The organism is Bilophila sp. T19-St14, assembly GCF_059728385.1.
In genome coordinates this window covers 1844020-1863117 of the sequence record NZ_BAAGFT010000001.1, presented here as the reverse complement: position 1 = coordinate 1863117, position 19098 = coordinate 1844020, and the positions used below count along the sequence as shown (strand labels likewise).

Below are 19098 nucleotides of genomic sequence, written 5' to 3'. Positions count from 1 at the left end.
CATGCTTGTATCCGTACTTTATTCATGGTGCCGCAAGGCTGTCCGGGGCATTTTCCGGAGTGGGGCGATCCGCGCGTATGCGGTGGGATTCGCCTTGTGTCTGCTGTTGTCCGGCTGCCTTTTCGGTTCGGGGAACAAGCAGGATACGGCGATGTTGCAGCCTATGGCCGATGAAGCCCCCAACCCTGCCAAAAAGACGATACGCTACAGCGTGAAGCTCCAGTCCAAGCCGCAGAACGGCGATCTCGTCTCGGAACTCCGGGAAAACAGCCAGCTCGTCTGGCTCCATGACGATCTCCCCGACAGCCGCGTGGGGCTTGAGCGCCGGGCCCTCGAAGATGTGGAAACGGCCCGCAAGATTCTGCATTCGCAGGGGTACTATGACGGTACGGTGCGCTATCGGATCGATTGGGAGGCGCAGCCCCCGGAAGCCTCCATTACGCTGAGGCCCGGCGAGCGGTATGTGATGGGGCCGACAAAGCTGCGCTACGAGCGTACCGGGCCGGAGGGCGAACCTGTGGACAAGGATTTGCCCCAGTCCGTCCGCGGCGTCGATTTTATGGAAAACGCCCCTGACACGCTGGAGGCGTTCGGGCTCGCGGAGGGAAGCCCCGCCGAGGCGCAGGCCGTGCTCAACGCCGTCGCCTCCGTAGTGACGGCCATGCGCAAGGCGGGCTATCCGCTCGCGGAACAGGGCAAGGCCCGATACATCATCGATCGTTCCACACATACCCTTGAGGCGGACGTGCTCATCAAGACCGGGCCGCTCCTGCGCATGGGGCCGGTGGTGATCAAGGAAGAGAACGTCAGGCCTGCCGACAACCCCGACGCCCCCGGAGCCCCGGCGGTCAACGAGGATTACCTCAATAAGCTGAGCCCGTGGATTGAGGGGCAGTACTGGAATGACGACCTGTTGAAGGAATACAGGACGACGCTGCAGGAAACCGGCCTGTTCAGCGCCATTGATATGAAACCCGCCCGGCTTTCCCCCGAACAGGCGAAGGCGGCCGGGTGGACGGAACGGGCGCTTGCCGAGGCCGGTTTTTCAGAGCTGCCTCTGGGGGGCTCTTCCGATACGCCTCCCGCAGCTTCCCCCGCAAACCCTCCGGCGGGGGGGAGCGGGAAGAAGGCGGCGGGATCCGGCATGCCGATCTGGATGACGAGCGACGGGACTACCCCGGTAAGCCTTACCGTGCGCGATGCGCCGCCGCGTACCGTGAGCGGCGGCTTGCAGTATTCGACGGATACGGGGTTCGGCGTGCGCGGGGCGTGGGAGAACCGCAACCTGTTCGGCGGCGGGGAACAGCTCCGCGTGACCGCGCCGATTTCGGAAGACTCGCAGTCGCTGAACGCCTCGTTCCGCAAACCGGCCTTCGGCATCCGGGATCAGGCGCTGGTGGGCGAGGCGTGGGCCATCAACGAAACGACCGACGCCTACGACCAGAGCGCCTTGTCTTTCGCGGCGGGGCTTGAACGGCGTTTCCGCAAGGAGTGGCGCAACTGGTGGGCCAGTGCGCGCGTTTCGGTGGAGGCGGGCAGCCTCAAGGACAACTACCGGGGAAGGCGGACGTACAGCCTGCTCGGTTTTCCCCTGTCTGTACGCCGCGATACGACCAACAGCCTCTTGAACCCGACCACCGGGACGCGCGTGACCCTTGAGGTGACGCCGTACACGGGCACGTTCAACGGGCCCCTGACCACCGTGCGCACCCGCCTGGACGCCAGCGGCTACTGGTCTCCGGGTTGGGAGCGGCTTGTGCTCGCCGGGCGCGCCGCCACGGGCAGCCTTACGGGTGAAAATGTCCGAGATATTCCTGCGTCGCTGCGTTTTTACAGCGGTGGCGGCGGTTCGGTGCGCGGCTACAAGTACCAGTCCCTCGGCCCGCATGACAGGAGCGGCGATCCGCTCGGCGGGCTCTCCTTTACGGATGTGAGCCTTGAGGCCCGGTTCAGGATCACCGAGTCGTTCGGCATCGTGCCGTTCGTAGACGGCGGCATGGTCTATGAATCCACTATGCCCGACTGGGGCCGCGATCTTTCGTGGGGCGTGGGGCTTGGGTTCCGGTATTATACGCTGATCGGCCCCATCCGGCTTGATATTGCCACGCCGTTGCAGGATCGCGACAACAACAAGGCGTTCCAGATTTACCTCAGCATAGGGCAGGCGTTCTGATGGCCGTACCTCCTTCCCTTCGGCGCGCCGGGCGCATCTTTGGCTGGAGCCTGATCGGGCTTGTCCTCGTCCTGTTCCTTGCCCTTGCCGGGGGCATGGCGTTTCTGCGCACCCAGCCCGGCGAGCGCTGGATCACGGATACGGCTGTTTCCGCCCTGAAAAGTGCGGGCATCGAAGCCCGGATCGGCTCGCTGGAAGGCCCGCTGCCGTTTTCCCTGCACCTGCGGGATGTGCGGCTTGCCGACGGGCAGGGCGTTTGGCTGGACGTGCCCGAAGCCACGCTGCGCATCGGTGCCGGTGCGTTGCTGCGCGGGCATCTGCTGGTGGAGGAATTGAGCATCCTCGACGCCGGGATGCCGCGCGTGCCTGAGTTCCCGCCCTCCGATCCCCCGCCTCCGCCGTCCGATCCTCTGGAGCTGCTGCGGCCCTCCTTTTTGGAGCCGTTGGCCTCTGACATCGCCGGGTATTTGAAGCTGGCGACGGTCGAAAAACTGCGCATCGAGCGGTTCCGTCTTGGGCAGGCCGTGGCGGGCATCCCCATCGAGGCGACGCTGGAAGGCTCCGGCCCGCTGACGGATTTTCGGAGTGAACTGGAGTCCACGCTGTACCGCCCGCAAACGGGGAAGGCTGAGGGGGCGGCTGATCCGCTGCTGGCCCTTTCCGGCGCCCTGAACCTCGGCAACGAGGGAAACTGGCTGTCGGACGGCGTAAAGCGCCCACAGCCCGAAGAGCGGCCAGACGCGGCGGTGGGGCTGGATCTGCGGCTTGCCGTCCCCCACGCTGCCGGAAACGGCGGGGAAAGGGAGCAGGTGGCGCAGGATGCCCCGGAACAGGGCTCGCTGCGGCTGCTGCTGATGCTGGCGGGCGCGCGGTTTTCCGTGCCTGAGCTGACGGCGGAGGTGCCGGGCGGGTCGGTTGCCGGACATGGGCTCTTTTTCGATGATGCGAAGGTCGGCGGCGATCTGTCCGTTTGGTTGAGCGAGCCCGATGCGCTGATGCGGTTTGTCGCCGCGTTGACGGGTGAGGCGCAGGCCGGGTTGCCGCTGGCTTCGGCGAATCTTGAGGCCGCGCTGTCAGGGACGCTGGATGCGCCCGGACTGGCGCTGAAAGCCTCGGTGCCGGGGATCGTCTTGGATGCGGCGCAGCCGGATGCCCGTCTGGACGTGACCTCTTCGTGGACGTTTGCCGTGCGGTCCCTGCTTTCCGAACCTTCCGCAACGGCTGATGCGGTCGTGAACCTCGGCGGCCCGTTTGTCCGCAAGGCCATGCCCGCCAATGCGTCCGCACAAGACGGCAACGGGAGTGGGCGCTCCGGCGAAGTGCCGATTACGCTGCACGCCGAAGCCTCCGAAACGGCGGAAAGCCTCACGGTAAAGGCATTGCGCATAGAGTCGGAATGGCTCGCGCTGACTGGCGACGCCTCGCTGGAAACGGCGACGGGCAAGCTTGCGGCGGCGCTCCGGCTGGACATGCCTTCGCTGCGCAGGCTGGTGCAGTTCCCGCCCGTGGCGGCGCTGCTGGCGGATTCGCCGTTCCGCGAGCTGGCGGGCACGGCGGGCGTGAAAGCCGACGTGCGCCGTGAGGATGCGTCATCCCCGCTTGCTGGGACGTTGAGCCTCAAGCTCGCGGATATGCGCTGGGGGCTTGCCCCGCTTCAGGATACGGTGGGCGAGACGGCTTCGCTCGGCGTATCGTTCAGCGCACAGCCGGAATCCGGCTCCGCTTCCGTCAGCGATCTGACGCTCAAGGCCGGACAGCTCAGCGGCAAGGGAAATGCTTCCACCGACGGCAAGAAACTTGATGCTGCCTTGTCCCTCGCGCTGGCCTCCCTGAAGGGGCTGGATCCCTCCCTGTCCGGCCCGCTTGAACTCAAGTTGCACGCTTCCGGGCCGCTGCTTTCGCCCGGCGGCGAACTGACGCTTGCCAGCCCGCATCTGGGCGTGGAGACGGCTACGCTGGAGGGCCTGCGCGTGCGCCTCAATACGCCGTCCGTCGGGGCCGCGGGCGGCAAGGGGACGCTCGACGTGGCCGCCACGCTGCGGGATGCGTCCGTCAAGACGCTGCAGGCGGGCGCGCCGCTGCGTTTTTCCACGGAATGGCAGTTCGCGCCCGACCATTTCAGCCTGCACAAAACCAGGCTCGACGCCCCCGGCATGGCGCTTTCCGGCACGCTGGACGCCCTGCCCGCCAAACGGCGGCTGGACGGCGGGTTCCGGCTGGCGGTCACGGATTGGGCGGCGCTGTCTTCGCTTACCGGCGTGCCGCTGCAAGGTTCCACAGCCGTCGCCAATGTTTCCTTTTCGCAGGCCAAAACGCAGCAGCTTGCCGCGGATTGGTCGCTCGGCGCGCTCAGTGCGGGTTCGTTTTTTTCCGTGCGCTCCTTCAAGGGCAGCCTCCGGCTGGACGACCTGTTCGGCAAACAGGGGATCGGCCTGTCCGCCTCCCTTGGGAACGGCTCCGCGTCAGATTTCCGCTGGCGCAACGGCAAGATCGACGTGTCGGGAACCCTGAAAAGGCTTCAGGCTTCCGCGGCCCTCCAAGGCAAGACCTCCGCCGACATCAGGCTGGCGCTCGACCTTGCCGGGCAAAAGGCGCAGGTGGAGCGCCTCACGTTCACGGACAGGCGGAAACGGACGCTTGCGGGCGTGCGCTTGAACCGGCCCGTCAATATTGCTTTCGGCAACGGGCTGTCCGTGGACAACCTCGATCTGTCCGTGCTGCCGCAGGGCACGCTGACGGCCTTGGGGAGCCTTGACGGGCGCAGGCTCGCCCTTGAGGCGCGGCTGCGCGACGTAGCCATCAACATGGCCCGGCTGTTTACGGATGTGCCCGTGCCCGACGGCCTGCTCAACGCCGCCATCGCCCTGTCCGGCACGCCGTCGCAGCCGAGGGGCACGCTGGACGTGTCCTTGAAGGACATCGCGTTCCCGGAGAGCGACATGCCCCCCGCCGCCGTCGATATCCACGGTACGCTCCAGTCTTCCGCCCTTGTCCTCAATGTGAAGACGGACGGCATGGGCACCTCTCCGGCCACAGGGACGCTTTCCCTGCCCTTGCGTTTTTCCGCGTCCGGCCTGCCGTCCCCGGCCCTGGACAGGCCGTGTTCCGGCAACGTGAACTGGGAAGGTTCGCTGGCCTCGCTGTGGCGGTTCGTGCCGCTCGCCAACTCCAGCCTCACTGGGCAAGGCTCCTTCAGCGCGGCGCTCTCCGGCACGCTGGCTGCGCCCAAGCTTTCCGCATCGCTCAGGGTTGAAAAGGCCGCTTTCGAGGAAATCCTCCTCGGCCTTGCCCTGTCCGACATCAGCCTTGATGCGTCCCTCCAGTCGGAAGGGGTGTCCCGCTTGTCCCTTTCCGCCATGGACGGGCAGGGCGGCGCGGTCAGCCTCAACGGAACCATCGGCCCGCTGGCGTCCGGCCTGCCCCTTTCGCTGCATGGGACGATCAAGGAGCTTGCCCCATTGCACCGCAACGATCTTTCCGTCACCCTTTCGGGCACGGCGGATGTTGTCGGGCCGGCGGCGTCTCCCGATGTGCGCGCCGCCATTACGGTCAACAAGGGGCAGTTCCAGATCGTCAGCTCGTTCGGCACCAGCATCCCGACGCTGAGCGTCGTGGAGGCCGGACAGGAGGAAAATGCAGCGCCTTCCTCCGGGGCCGGGCCGAAGCTTGACGTCAGCGTCATCATCCCGAACCGTTTCTTTGTGCGCGGCAAGGGGCTTGAAAGCGAATGGAAGGGCAACCTTCAGGTTTCCGGCCCCGCGACGAATCCCGCGGTCACGGGCTCCATCAATTCCATCCGGGGGCAGTTCAGTCTGCTCGGCAAGCAGTTTACCCTGAGCCGGGGCGACGTCGAGTTCAGTGGGGCCACACCGCCCGATCCGCTGCTCAACGTACTCGTCACCTACGCGGCGGCGAACATCACCGCCGAGGCCACCGTAAGCGGCCCGGCCTCGTCTCCGACGCTGACCTTGTCCAGCCAGCCGCCTCTGCCGCAGGATGAAGTGGTGGCGCAGGTTTTGTTCGGACAGAGCGCATCCAGCCTTGGGCGTATGGAGGCGATCCAGCTCGCCGCCGAACTCGCTTCGCTGTCGGGGTTCGGTTCAGGCGGCATGGGCGTCCTCGGCGAGGTGCGCGAAACGCTCGGTTTCGACGTGCTCCGGTTCGGGAGTATGCAGAGCGGGCCGAAGCAGCAGACGAACCGCAATGTCGGCCTGTTGCAGCCTCCGGGACAGAACAATGGCGCCGCGCAGGAGGATTCCATCCCGTCCCTTGAGGTGGGCAAGTATGTCATGGACAACGTCTATGTCGGCCTGGAGCAGGGCATGAACGGGGACGCCAGCGGCGTCCGCGTTGAAATCGAGCTTACCCCCAGCCTCAACCTCGAAGGCGTCTCCACCCCCCAAGGCTCCGAAGTGGGATTGAATTGGAAGAAGGATTATTGAGGAAGGGAAGACTGTGTCATAGACAATGGTTGATGCTTTATTTCCTTGAAATTCCAAAGAAATAACCAAGAAAATCCCCCAACCACAAAGCCCACCAGCGGAAAGATTGGAGAAAAGCCTATATTTTCAATATATTGTTGAAACAAAACAACCATGTACTATGACAGAGCCAAGGGAAAAAGAAGGGCGCTTCCTCTTTGGTTGCGCCACAGAAAACGGCTGCCGCTTTATATCTTGAAATTTTAAAGATATGACTAGGTTATGCCGTTATTTTTTATATGCAACTATATGAAATTGTTAAAATAATTTTTTTCGACCTGAAAATGATTAAATAGTTTCAATAGATTATATATAATTGACGACATAGCCTGATAAAATCCCCCATCCATGGAGCCAAGCGGCGAAAAAACGGAGAAAAAGTATATATTTTTCAGCAGACTGCTGAGATAAAGCAACCATATGCCATGACAGGGCCTCCTCTTTTAGCATATTGAAAACTCTGAACAGAGATTCGATAAACACAAAAGTCTTTGAAGAGGAGAGGGTAGGGTTTGGGGAGGGGGAGGAGAAACGTGGGGGTGCTCCCCCCTTCTTCAGAAAGTTTCTCCTCCCCCTCCCCAATGCTTCTCTCCCCCTTTCCCTCTTAACGTGCCGTGCGGGTCGCGTTGAGGACGGCGAGGAGGGCGACGCCTACGTCGGCGAAAACGGCTTCCCAGAGGCCGGAGAGCCCGACGATGCCGAGGATCATGAACAGCCCCTTGATGCCGAGCGCCATGACGATGTTCTGCCAGACGACCACGCGGGTCTTGGCGGCGATGGAGAACATTTCCGGCAGGCGCGAGGGCGAGTCGTCCAGAATGACCGCGTCCGCCACTTCGATGGCCGCTTCCGAACCGAGGCCGCCCATCGCCACGCCGACGCCGGACAGGGCGAGTACGGGGGCGTCGTTGATGCCGTCGCCCACAAAAAGCACGGACTGCCGGGGGCCGAGCGATTCCAGCGCGGCGGCCTTGCCTTCGGGGAGCAGCCCGGCGCGGTATTCGTCGAGATGCAGTTCCTTGGCGACGATGGCGGCGCTTTCGGGGCGATCGCCCGTCAGCATGACCAGCCTTTCGATGCCCTGCCCGCGCAGGGACTTGATGGCCGGGGCGGATTCGGGCCGCAGCACGTCCGATACCTCAATGGCTCCGAGGTAGGCATTGTCCACGGCGACATAGACGATGCTGCCCTGACCGGCGGAAAGCGTGGGGACGCTGATGCCTGCATCCTGAAGCAGGAGCGCATTGCCGACGAGGAGCGTCCGCCCCTTGTGCCCGGCGGAGAGGCCCTTGCCGGGGATTTCCTTGGATTCCACCGCTTCCAGGGCAAAACCGTGCGAGCCGGGAGCCGTCTTCATGATGGCGCGGGCGATGGGGTGCGTCGAACGGCTTTCCACCAGCCGGGCGGCCTTGAGCACGTCTTCCTCGGAAACGCCTTCGGCGGGCAGGACGCGGGTCACTTCAAAGACGCCCTTGGTCAAGGTTCCGGTTTTGTCGAAAGCCACGGTCTTGATGTTGTGCAGGGCGTCGAGCACATGCCCGCCCTTGACGAGGATGCCCTTCTTGGACGCGGCGCCGATGCCGCCGAAGTAGCCGAGCGGAATGGAGATCACGAGCGCGCAGGGGCATGAGATGACCAGAAGGACAAGGGCGCGGTAGAGCCATTCGCTGAACGTCCCGTGCCCGGCGAGCGGCGGGATGACCGCCACCAGCGCCGCAATGAACACCACGGCGGGCGTGTAGTAGCGGGCGAAGCGGGTGATGAAGCGTTCGATGGGGGCCTTGTTCGCGGAGGCCCGTTCGACGAGTTCGAGGATGCGGGCCACGGACGAGTCGGCGAAGCGGGAGGTCACTTCCACGGTTATCGCGCCCTCAAGGTTGACCGTCCCGGCGTAGACCTGCTTGCCCGCGCCCACGGACACCGGCACGGATTCGCCGGTCAGGGGGGACGTGTCCACCTGCGAGGAGCCGGTCAGGACGGTTCCGTCCAGCGGGATTTTTTCGCCGGGCTTCACAAGGATGCGCATACCGGGCTTGATTTCCGCGGGATCGGCGTCGTTCACCATCTGCCCGCCGTCTTTTTCCTCAACCAGATGCGCCACTGTGGGCCGTGCCGCCAGCAGCGCCCGGATGGAACGCCGCGAGTTGCCCGCCGCGCGATCCTGCAAGGCTTCGCCGATGGAGTAGAACAGCATGACGCCCACGGCTTCGGGCAGTTGGCCGATGGCCGCCGCCGCGATGGTTGCGCCGCCCATCAAGGTGTATTCGTTGAAAAAGTCGAACTTGAGCAGGCTTTGCAGGCCCTTCTTGAGGACGGACAGGCCGCAGAGCAGGTAGGGGATGCCGAAGAATGCCGCCTTGGCGACGAACGGGGTCAGCAGGGCGTCGAGGCGTTCCTCGAAGATCATGCCCACGGCGAACAGGGCTGCTGCGATCCAGAGCTTGTATTCGGAAAGGAACAGGGACGGCAGCGGTTCGCCGCTTTCCGGGAGCGGTTCGCTTTCGTCTATCTCGGAGAAAAGGGTGCCCGGCTCGATGGAATCCGCAATGCGGATCATCGCCGCGAGTTCGGGTTGTTCGCCCTCAACGCGCAGCCGGGCGCTGTCGAGGTTGATGGCGGCGGACTTCACTCCGGGGAGGCCCGCAATGGCGTCTTCGATCCGGGCGGCGCACCCGGCGCAGTGGAGATTGTGTACGGCGTAGCGCTTAGTCATGGTTTTCCTCTTCTTGCGGCGCGTTTTCAAAGCGTTGGGCGAGCGAATGCACTTCAAGGGAGTGGAAGCAGTCGGATTCCCCGTGCCCAAAGCCGCAGGCTTCTTCGGCGCGCAGGATGTCCGCGATGCGGGTTTCATCCTCGATGATGGCCGGATCGTTGGCGAGGGAATCCTTCATCCATGCCAAGGCTTCCCTGATGTTGGGGCGCGGGGAGTCGTCCGCAAGCCGGTAATAGACCCAGCGGCCCTGTTTGTTGCTTTCGATGAGGCGGGCCTGCCGCAGGATCGACAGGTGCTTCGAGGTTGTGGACGGGGCCAGATCCAGAAAGGCCGTGACTTGGCACACGCAGAGCTGGCGGCCTCTCAAGGCCATGAGGATGCGTATACGGTTTTCGTCGGCAAGCGCGCGGCAGGTGGTCAGGAAGTCGAACATGGTTTTTTCCTTTTTTTCGTGGAGGGATGGGAGTGGTGAGCCGGGGGAGGGGAGAAGGGCCCCTTTGAAAAGGGGCTCCTTCTCCCCTCCCCCGAACCCCCTCCCCTCATCCCCCTAAACTTTTTGGCTGGTGGGGAGGCGGCCCGGAAGGAGTTCCGTTGCACGTCACTCTTAATTCGTTGATTGACGAAATATGATGTATGATGAAGATTGTCAATAAAGGGAAAGCGCAAAGGGGCAGGGAAAATGGGAAATTGAAAGGCATCTATATGAAAATACAAAGAAAAACGGGATGATCTTTTTTGAGGATCATCCCGTGATGCGTCCGGAAAAAGAAGGGGAGGCATTCGTGGAGCGGAGAGGCCCTTTCCCATGAAGCCCTTCCTCCGGGATGTGCTGGCCGGATTTCTGGCGAGCCTTCTCGCAGCGATAGCGGCCCATCGTATGGGCTTCTAACGCCGCGCCCCGGTAGGAGCTTCCTACCGGGGCGCAAAATCCGTTGATCCAAAGTCGCGGGGGACATGCCCCACGGGGCAGGGTGATTCAGGCCCTGCCCTTCTTTTTTGAGTTCTTTTCCTCATGGCGTCAAACGTACCAAAACCGCATGACGCCAGACCTTATCACCAAGGTATAGGTTATAGGCATTACAGTATCTTTTTCCCCGGCTTCAGGAACGTTCTCAAGAGGCATATTTCTGGCGGCATGCCTTCAATATCCTTTCAGATTCAGGAGCTGTTCTTTGCAAGTGCGTCAAATAATTTTCTCGTACCTTTTCAACAAATTCTTTTGGGGCATCGCGAGGGGAACCGGCATTAAAAGGAGGAGCTGGGTCATATTCCATCATCAGCTGTGCTATTTGCGCCGCAGTTTCATTTTTAAGCATTGAAAGAAGCGTAAGGCCAAAATCGATTCCTGATGTAACCCCTGCTCCCGTAACGCGATTGCGATCTATAACAACCCTCTCTTCTACAGGAATGGCCCCGAAGTTTTCAAGAGTATTCAACAATGACCAATGCGTAGTAGCCTTATAGCCTTTTAATAATCCTGAAGCCCCAAGAATCATTGAACCTGTGCACACACTTGTTATCCATTTGGCTTTTTGTCCCACTCGTGAAATAAATTCTTGCAAGGCAGCATTTTCCATAGATGGAAATGGGTTGCTTGTTCCGGGGACAAATAAGACTTCCGTATCATTAATTTCTGAAAATGTTGAAGTCGGAAGTATTTTCAGTTTTGTTTGTGCTGAAGATTCTGTTGTAATGGGTTCCAAATTTTCTGCTGCATAGGCAACATCAAATCCATCTTTTGCTAAAACACATGCAGGCCCAATTAAATCTAATGCAGTCATTCCATTAAAAAGAACAAATGTTATCTTAGGATTTGAGCTGCTTAAAACAGTTGGCGCCGATTTGTTGGCAGCAAATGAAATTTTTGAAAAACAATTGTATAAAAATGGAAACGCCATTGAAGTCAAACCTGCTTTTTTTTAAAAACTACGACGTCCAAACATAATTACCCTTTTAACATTCTCCCCTCTGAAAGGAGGGGTTTTACAGTAGAGAAAACACGTTTTCCGGGATACGCCGGCCGGATTTTCCGGCTGGTCTCCCTACGGCATTGGACCGGTCTAAACGTCCCGGCGCTTCTGTTTGTAACACTTTTGGCTCTGTCATGGTACATGGTTGTTTTGTTTCAGCAATATCTGAAAATATATGCTCTTTCTCCAAGTTTTCCGCTGGCGGGCTCTGTGATTGGGGGATTTTATTGGTTATTTCTTTGGAATTTCAAGGAAATAAAGCATCAAGCGTTTTCTATGGCACAGCCAAATTTTGGGGGGTGTGGCTCAAAAGCCCACATGGGGGCTGGGAGCTGTGCTCCCAGTAATCTTGCTTGACGAGGCCGTGGCCTCTTGGCATCGGGGCAAGGCTTCCTTCATAGTTCGGAGCCTTTCAATATTTTTCCGTGTTTTTCCGTTCCAGAAAGCTCTATGGGCGGTGATTCGATATTTGGAAAGGCTGTGTCCTAGAAAATGGTTGGTGCTTTTTTCTTTGAAATTTCAAAGAAATAACCAGAAAAACGCCTCAACTATGGATTCAGCCAAAGGGAAAACTGGAGAAAAAGGCTGTCTTTTCACCGTGCTGCGGAGATGAAACAACCACACACTATGACAGAGCCATTTGGAAAAGCCGTACTTGGAAAAGCCATTGGAAAGGGAGGGCTGGATTTTGGGGAAAAGAGGGGGAAAGTATGGGGCGCTGCTTCCCCTTTTCTTCAAAAACGTTCCCCCCCAAGAGCGTCATGCGTTCAGTTTGTCCCGTCCCCTTCGCCCCAGAACAGGCGGATGACGTCGTCCGAGGCCGGGCGTCCGCATTTTGCGCCGATGACGAATGCGGCGAAGGCGGCGATGGACGTGGGTACGATGGCGTGGATGCCGCCCATGCCGGGCTTGAGGATGCTGAGGGCGAAGAAGCAGGCGACGCCCGCCACGATGGAGGCGACCGCACCGGAGGCGTTGGCTTCCTTCCAGTAGAGGCCGAGGATGATCGGCCAGAGGAAGACGGCTTCAAGCCCGCCGAATGCGAAGAGGTTGATCCAGACCAGCAGATCCGGCGGTTCGATGGCGGAGGCGAAAACGATGAGCCCGATGACGGCGGTGCAGGCGAGGCTCATGGTTTGCAGGCGTGCGGGCGTCATACGCGACGCGTCGCCTTTCAGCCCGTAATGGATGTACAGATCCTTGATGATCGCGGCGGAGGCGAGCAGGAGCATGGAATCCACCGTGGACATGATCGCCGCCAGCGGCCCGGCGATGAACACGCCCGCCCAGAAAGGCGAAAGCAGCTCCATGATCAGCGTGGGCATAGCCAGATCCCCGGCGGGCAGATCGGGGATGACGGCGCGGCCGAGCGTCCCGGCAAGGTGCACGCACAGGAGGAGGAACCCGATGATGAGCGTCCCCATGATCATGGCGTCGTGCATGGAGCGCGAATCCTTGTAGCCCATACATTTCTGCGAGGTCTGGGGCAGGCCGAGGATGCCGAGGCCCACGAGTACCCAAAAGGACAGGATCATGGGCTGGGGGACTGTTCCGCCGGGGCCGGTGGGCGTGATCAGGCCGGGATCGATGGCCTTGAGGGTGGCGACGCAGCGTTCCATCCCGCCGCCCGCGTTGACCACGGCGACGAGCACCACGACGGAGGCGAAAACCATGACCATGCCCTGGATGGCGTCGGTGAGCACCACGGCCCGGAAGCCGCCCACGGCGGTGTACAGGATGACCGTGAACCCGAAGAGCGCCAGCCCGACGATGTAGGGATAGCCGGTCACGGCCTGAAAGAGCCGCGCCCCTCCGATGAATTGGGCCAGCATGGCCGCCATGAAGAAGACCAGCAGGGCCAGCGAGCAGAGGATGACCACGGCGTCGCTGCGATAGCGGGCGCGCAGGAAGTCGGTCAGGGTCACGGAGCGGGTTTTGCGGGCCATGATGGCGAAGCGCTTGCCGAGCACGCCGAGCGTGAGGAAGGTCGTGGGGACTTGGATCATGGCCAGCAGGACCCAGCTCAGGCCGAGCTTGTAGGCTACCCCCGGCCCGCCCACGAAGCTGCTCGCGCTGGTGTAGCTGGCGATGATGGACATGGCGAGCACGAAGCCGCCCATGGAGCGGCCTCCGATGAAATATTCCTCAATGAACCCGTGGGAGTCCGAGGTCTTTTGGGATTGTTTCCGGGCCCACAGCGCGGCGAGGAAGGACAGGGCCAGATAGATGACGACCGGGGCGATGGTGCTGAACTGGGCCATCAGGAGGCCTCCGGGCGGCGCTCGCCGGCGGCTTCAGGGCTTTCCCGCTTTTGGGGGCCGCTTTCCTCATCGAGAGGGATATCTTTAAAGAACCGGCGGACCATGAACCACAGGAGCGCCGACAGCAGCGGATACCCCGCGATGCAGCTCAGGAAAAACCATGCGGGCAGGCCGAAGATGTATGTATACCCTTCCGGGTCGCCGCCGCCGAGCCCATAGGCGCACGCGTACCACCAGACGAAATACAGGCCATAGGCCCCCAGCGTCAGCAGGGCTTCGCGGTTGGCCTGCGCGTAGCGCCAATCCTGCTTGAAAGGTTTGTTCATGGTGTTTTCAGAGGGTTAGAGTAACGATGGGGCTGGAAGCAGGCCGCACGGCGAAATCGGCCCGCGCTTGCGGACGCGCCCACCGCCCCGTGTGCGGCACGGGGACGGTGAGCGGGTGGCCCGCCGGGAAGACTGTAGCTTTTGAGGGGCGGCGGCGCAACCGCCTTTCGGGGGGCGGGGACGCTAGGGCAGGATGTTGAGCCGCCTGAGCGCCGCTTCCGCTATGCCTCTGGCCCGTATGCCGGAGGCGTCCGGCCCTTGGATGTTCACGGCGAATGACCAGCGGTTATGTTGGGTTTCCACGCCGCCGACGAACCAGCCGATGGCGCCCCTGCCGGTGCCGTCCGAGCCTGAGCCTGTCTTACCCATGAAGCGCACGCCGTCCCCGGAGGACAGCGTGATGTCCCGCTTGACGACGGCTATGTCCTCGGAGGCGAAGGGCAGGGAGCCGTCGAAGAGGGCGCGCAGGAGGCCGACTTGTTCGCGCGGGGAAATCTTGAGCGAGGACTGGAGCCAGAACCGGGTCAGCCCCCCGGAAATGTCGCGGTTGCCGTAGCCGATGCGATCCAGCCCCCGCCGCATCCGTTCCTCTCCGATGCCCGCTGCGACGCGCTGGAAATACCAGACCACCGAATGGCGCATGGCGGAAGCCAGCGTCTGGTCATGGTTCCACGCGGCGATGGAGGAGGGCTTGCCGTTCCATTTCATGAGGGTGCGGGCGTCGTCGCGATCCAGGACGCCGCTGTCCAGCCCGATGAGCGCATGGAAAACCTTGAAGGTGGAGCAGGGGGAAAAGCGGGTTTCGCTCCGGGCCTTGTTGAAGACCGTATAGCGGCCTGCCCCTTCGTCGTACATGACGAACGTGCCGTCAAAGCCTTGGAACATATCCGCCAGATCGGTTTGTTCGACGGTTTCCGAAGCCCGCACCACGGAGGCGAGCAGCACGAGCGCGAAGAGGGTGCCTATGAGGATATGCTTTTTCATGTTGCCTTCACAAAAAGGAAGCCCTCCGCCGAAGGCTTCGGTGGAGGGGAAAGGGCCTTGAGGACAACGGGGCCCCGGCTGTTTTGGGGATCACGGCTTGATGTAGGCGAAGTTTTCGCGCTGGAGGCGGACGAGCTCCACAACGCCGGCGGGTACGACTTCAACGCAGGGGAGCAGGTCTTCCTTGGTGATGGGGACCTTCTTCATGGCGTTGGCGCACACGCGGAAGGAAACCCCGGCTTGGGCCAGCTTTTCGATGGTTTCGGTTTGCGCGTTGTCTTTCCGGGCGAGGAAGCGGGCCGCCCCGCCGTTGGCGAGAAGGACGACGGTGCAGGGTTCGCCGTTCAGCGCGGCGAGATAGTTGCTGATATTGCCGAGGGCCATGACGAAGCGGGATTCATCAGGCAGATCCACATGCACGAGCAGGTCGTAAAACATGATAGTCTCCTTTGACAGGGTGGCCTGTGCTGTTTTCGATGACACTTTCAGGCAGAAGTACGGAATATTCACCCATAAGGCAATATGGAATAAATAGTATCAAACAAAAGCGGGTTGTCTCATCATGGAGGTTCGTTCCTCCGGCGTGCGGGGGGCGTGATGGCGCGGAAAGAGGCGTTGGGGCGATGCAAGGTTGCTCCTCCCGTGTGCGGGGGGACGTGGATCTGCATGCGCGGCGTCGATGTCATGCTTTGCCGTTCCTCCTGTGTGGGGGGCGTGAACAAGGAGCAGGTTCCATGTCCAATCCGATTTATTCCGCATCCGCAAAGTCCGTCCTGCCCATGCTGGCCATGCGCGGGTTGGCGGTTGGGCTTTGCGCCGGGTGCGTGGTCGGCCTTCTCCGTTTGTCCCACGATCGGGCCGCGGCGCGTGTGGCGCTTTGGCTGGAAGGTTGGCGTGAGGTGTGGTGGACAATACCGATCTGGTTCGGCGTGCTGGCTGCGCTGGCCGTGATCCTCCGGCGTATCGTCAGGGAGGAGCCGCTCATCAGCGGTTCGGGCATTCCGCAGACGGAGCTGGCTTTGGCCGGGCGTCTTTCCTTCACATGGTGGCGCGTGCTGTCTGCAAAATTTTTGGGGAGCTGGCTGGCGTTGTTCGGCGGGCTTGCCCTTGGCCGGGAAGGGCCGAGCATTCAAATGGGCGGGGCCGTGGGCGCGGGGTTCCATGCGCTTTGGAGGCCCTCGGCCCCGCACGCCCTGACCGGGAGCCCTTATGTCGTGGCCGGGGCCGTGGCGGGCCTTGCCGCCGCCTTTGGCGCGCCCGCCGCTGGGGTGCTGTTCGCCTTTGAGGAAATGAAGTCCCGGCGGGATGCTTCGCTGCTGGTGGCGGCGTGCGCGGCGGCCCTTGGCGCGCATCTCATGATCCGCATCGTGTTCGGCATGGGGCGCATCCTTCCTTTTGCCGGGTTCGAGGCCCCTCCGCTGTCCTCCTTCTGGATCGTGGCGCTGGAGGGCGCGGTATTCGGGGTGCTTGGGGTAGGGTACAACAAGACCCTCCTGTGGCTCCACGACAGGGAGGACGGGCAGACGTTGATCCCGGATCGCTGGAGGGCCTTGCCGCCGCTGCTGCTTGCCGGATGCCTCGCGCTGTTCGCACCCCTGCTGATCGGCGGGGGGGAGGGCCTGATCATCTTCGTGGGCGAGCACGATGTGGCCCTGAAGACGCTTCTCCTTTTGCTGGCGTTCAAGTACCTGTTCGCCCAATACAGCACCGTCGCGGCCATTCCGGGCGGCCTCCTTATGCCTATCCTGTGCCTCGGCGCGCTGTGGGGGAGGCTCTGGGCGGATCTGCCCGTCTCGGCATTGGCGGCGCATGGGCTGGCGTCCGGTTCGGCGCAGCCGTATGTGCTGTTCGGCATGGTGAGCTATTTCGCGGCAACGGTACGCGCGCCGCTGACGGGCGTTGTCCTCGTCACGGAGATGTCGGGTACGTACACCTGCCTTCCGGGCAGCCTGCTCGCGGGGCTGATCGCCTGTAAGGTCGCCAGCCTCCTGCGCTGCCCCCCTGTTTATGATTCCCTCAAGGAACGTATCCGGCTATAAGGGGCCTGCCCCGTTCTTTGCGTTATGGCTGCGCCATAGAAAATGGTTGATGCTTTTTTCCTTGAAGTTCCAAAGGAATAGCCGGCAAAATGCCTTGCCGTGGATTCCGCCAGGGGGAAAACTGAAGGAAAAGGCCGTATTTTCACCGCACTGTGGAGATGAAACAACCACATACTATGACAGGGCCCCGTTATTCCGCTTATGGCGCCCTTTCCCTGCTTTCAAGGAGTGTTCCGTGCGGTTCTCTTGCTTTGCCCATAAACCAGCCGAAGGCCCTGAGGAGGGTATCGAACACCTTTCCTGGAACGGGCAGCCCATCGCTTTCACCATCCGCCGGGGATCGGCCCGTCGCAAGCGCACGCTCATCCGGGTGACCCGCACGGGGAAGGTGGAAGTCGTCCTTCCCCCACGCCTGCCCCGGAGGGCGGCTTTCTCCGCGAACGTATCCGGCTATAAGGGGCCTGCCCCGTTCTTTCCGTTATTGGCTGCGCCATAGAAAATGGTTGATGCTTTTTTCCTTGAAGTTCCAAAGGAATAACCGGCAAAATGCCTTGCCGTGGATTCCGCCAAGGGGAAAACAGGAGAAAAAGGCCGTATTTTCACCGTCCTGTGGAGATGAAACAACCATATAACTATGACAGGGCCCCGTTATTCCTCTTATGGCGCCCTTTCCCTGCTTTCAAGGAGTGTTCCGTGCGGTTCTCTTGCTTTGCCCATAAACCACCCGAAGGCCGTGAGGAAGGTATCGAACACCTTTCCTGGAACGGGCAATCCATCGCTTTTACCATCCGCCGGGGATCGGCCCGTCGCAAGCGCACGCTTATCCGGGTGACCCGCGCGGGGAAGGTGGAAGTCGTCCTTCCCCCACGCTTGCCCCGGAGGGCGGCTTTCACCGCCATTCAGTCACGAGGGGGGTGGATTTTAGATCGTTTACGTGAAATACAGAGTTATCCGCAGCCGGTTCCGTTACATTACACAGACGGCGAGGAGCATCTTTTTTTAGGGGCCTACTGTCGGCTTCAGCTCGTTATATGCGGCGCAGGAAAAAAATTTTTGCCCTCCGATGAAAAAGTTGGGGAGTCCGTTGTTACTGGAAGATCACAACTTATTCACCTAAGAGTGGATTCGGACGATCCCGAGACGGTACACAAACAGCTTCTCTTGTGGTATAAGGCTCAAATACAAAAGCATATAGCGTATAGGTTAGCAGAGTTATGTCCCCGTATCCCTTGGCTCGCGACGGTTCCCACATGGCGCGTGCGCACGATGCGGCGTCGTTGGGGAAGCTGCACGGGAAGCGGGGTGATTACGCTCAATACGCATCTCATCAAAGCGCCCCCGCAGTGCTTCGATTACGTTTTACTCCATGAAATAGCGCACTTGCAGGAACATAATCACAGTCAGCGGTATTACGCCGTCCTTGAGCGGCTGCTGCCCAACTGGAAGGCTGTCCAGAGGGAGCTTGAAGCTTGGTCGCCGCTCGTGCTCAACTGATGCCGCCGCATCCCCGGAAAGCCGCCTTGGGCGGCTACATCTGGGAAAGAAGCTCAGGGTGATCGAGGACGACCTTTTCCGGGACAAGGCCATATTGCTGGACGGGGATGAAACGGACACGTTCTTCCACCGTACAGGCTTTTCCGGTCTGGAAAAGCAGCTCGCCGCACTCGGGGAAACGCCGCTTGAGGCGGGCCCTGATGACGGGAGAGGCCTCTGAGCCTTGTGTGGCGTAGACCACGAAGCGATAGGTCGCAAGCCATTCCTTCCCCTGTTTGCGCAGCCCGGAAAGGTGCATGTCGTCGCAATGGATTTCGGGAAGCGTCCATGTCATGAGCAGTTCAAAGCGCTTCTGGAGCAAAGGAAGATCGGGCCTCCGATCCGGCTTGAAAAAAAGCCCGGCAAGCCCGGCGAACAGGAAACACACAGAGAGCGGGAGCAGGATTTTCCAGCGTGTGCGGACGTTTCTGGCACAGCGCCGGAGCCCTTCAGGCCCGGAAGGGCCAAGCTGCGGCAGAAGGGAATTGGGTTCGGCGGGCATGTTGGAAGGCACGGTTTTCCTCGGCGGCTATTAGGATCGATCGGCTCTTTGTTGCAGAATCCCCGGCAGGCGTCCATTACTTGAAGAGGGGAAAATTGTGAAATAGCATATTAGAT

At 61.1% G+C, this 19098-nt stretch carries 13 protein-coding genes; 5 read left to right on the top strand and 8 right to left on the bottom strand.

The annotated features are described in order from the left end of the window. The first annotated feature begins 1 nt into the window (after position 1). Positions 2 to 2173, top strand: coding sequence for an autotransporter assembly complex protein TamA (locus AC6I1V_RS07990; protein ID WP_497736958.1), 2172 nt, complete (start codon positions 2 to 4; stop codon positions 2171 to 2173). After that, on the top strand, positions 2173 to 6615 hold the full coding sequence (locus AC6I1V_RS07985) for a translocation/assembly module TamB domain-containing protein (RefSeq protein ID WP_486854552.1): 4443 nt from the start codon (positions 2173 to 2175) through the stop codon (positions 6613 to 6615). Before AC6I1V_RS07990 ends, AC6I1V_RS07985 begins: the two co-directional genes overlap by 1 nt. 643 nt (positions 6616 to 7258) lie before the next feature. Here AC6I1V_RS07985 and AC6I1V_RS07980 read toward each other — a convergent pair. The 7 genes from AC6I1V_RS07980 to AC6I1V_RS07950 form a co-directional block, all read right to left on the bottom strand. Next, entirely contained in the window at positions 7259 to 9367 is a 2109-nt protein-coding gene (locus tag AC6I1V_RS07980) for a heavy metal translocating P-type ATPase (RefSeq protein WP_302553723.1), read from the bottom strand. After that, a complete protein-coding gene (locus AC6I1V_RS07975; RefSeq protein WP_482332847.1) occupies positions 9360 to 9800 on the bottom strand; it encodes an ArsR/SmtB family transcription factor in 441 nt (146 codons plus the stop codon). Before AC6I1V_RS07975 ends, AC6I1V_RS07980 begins: the two co-directional genes overlap by 8 nt. Before the next feature lie 679 nt (positions 9801 to 10479). Beyond that, positions 10480 to 11265: a DJ-1/PfpI family protein gene (locus tag AC6I1V_RS07970; RefSeq protein WP_486854821.1), complete on the bottom strand. Its 786-nt coding sequence runs from the start codon at positions 11263 to 11265 to the stop codon at positions 10480 to 10482. An 839-nt stretch (positions 11266 to 12104) separates the two neighbouring features. After that, a complete protein-coding gene (gene panF, locus AC6I1V_RS07965; RefSeq protein ID WP_486854822.1) occupies positions 12105 to 13598 on the bottom strand; it encodes a sodium/pantothenate symporter in 1494 nt (497 codons plus the stop codon). Then, entirely contained in the window at positions 13598 to 13924 is a 327-nt protein-coding gene (locus AC6I1V_RS07960) for a YhdT family protein (protein ID WP_302552464.1), read from the bottom strand. The genes panF and AC6I1V_RS07960 overlap by 1 nt, the downstream gene beginning before the upstream one ends. A gap of 183 nt (positions 13925 to 14107) precedes the next feature. After that, the gene (locus tag AC6I1V_RS07955; protein WP_486854823.1) at positions 14108 to 14908 is read right to left on the bottom strand and encodes a penicillin-binding transpeptidase domain-containing protein; all 801 of its coding nucleotides are present in this window, start codon (positions 14906 to 14908) and stop codon (positions 14108 to 14110) included. Between the two features lie 90 nt (positions 14909 to 14998). Then, a complete protein-coding gene (locus tag AC6I1V_RS07950; protein ID WP_302552462.1) occupies positions 14999 to 15346 on the bottom strand; it encodes a DsrE family protein in 348 nt (115 codons plus the stop codon). A gap of 296 nt (positions 15347 to 15642) precedes the next feature. Between AC6I1V_RS07950 and AC6I1V_RS07945 the strand changes: the two genes are divergently transcribed. The 3 genes from AC6I1V_RS07945 (at position 15643) to AC6I1V_RS07935 (ending at position 18441) form a co-directional block, all read left to right on the top strand. Then, positions 15643 to 16947 (top strand): chloride channel protein, encoded by a 1305-nt coding sequence (locus AC6I1V_RS07945; RefSeq protein ID WP_486854824.1) that lies wholly within the window; start codon positions 15643 to 15645, stop codon positions 16945 to 16947. Between the two features lie 235 nt (positions 16948 to 17182). Then, positions 17183 to 17443 (top strand): hypothetical protein, encoded by a 261-nt coding sequence (locus tag AC6I1V_RS07940; protein ID WP_486854825.1) that lies wholly within the window; start codon positions 17183 to 17185, stop codon positions 17441 to 17443. 50 nt (positions 17444 to 17493) lie between these two features. Continuing rightward, positions 17494 to 18441 (top strand): M48 family metallopeptidase, encoded by a 948-nt coding sequence (locus AC6I1V_RS07935; RefSeq protein WP_497736957.1) that lies wholly within the window; start codon positions 17494 to 17496, stop codon positions 18439 to 18441. 34 nt (positions 18442 to 18475) lie between these two features. Here AC6I1V_RS07935 and AC6I1V_RS07930 read toward each other — a convergent pair whose 3' ends face one another. After that, complete coding sequence (locus tag AC6I1V_RS07930) at positions 18476 to 18994, bottom strand: hypothetical protein (RefSeq protein ID WP_302552459.1); 519 nt, start codon at positions 18992 to 18994, stop codon at positions 18476 to 18478. Positions 18995 to 19098 lie beyond the last annotated feature (104 nt).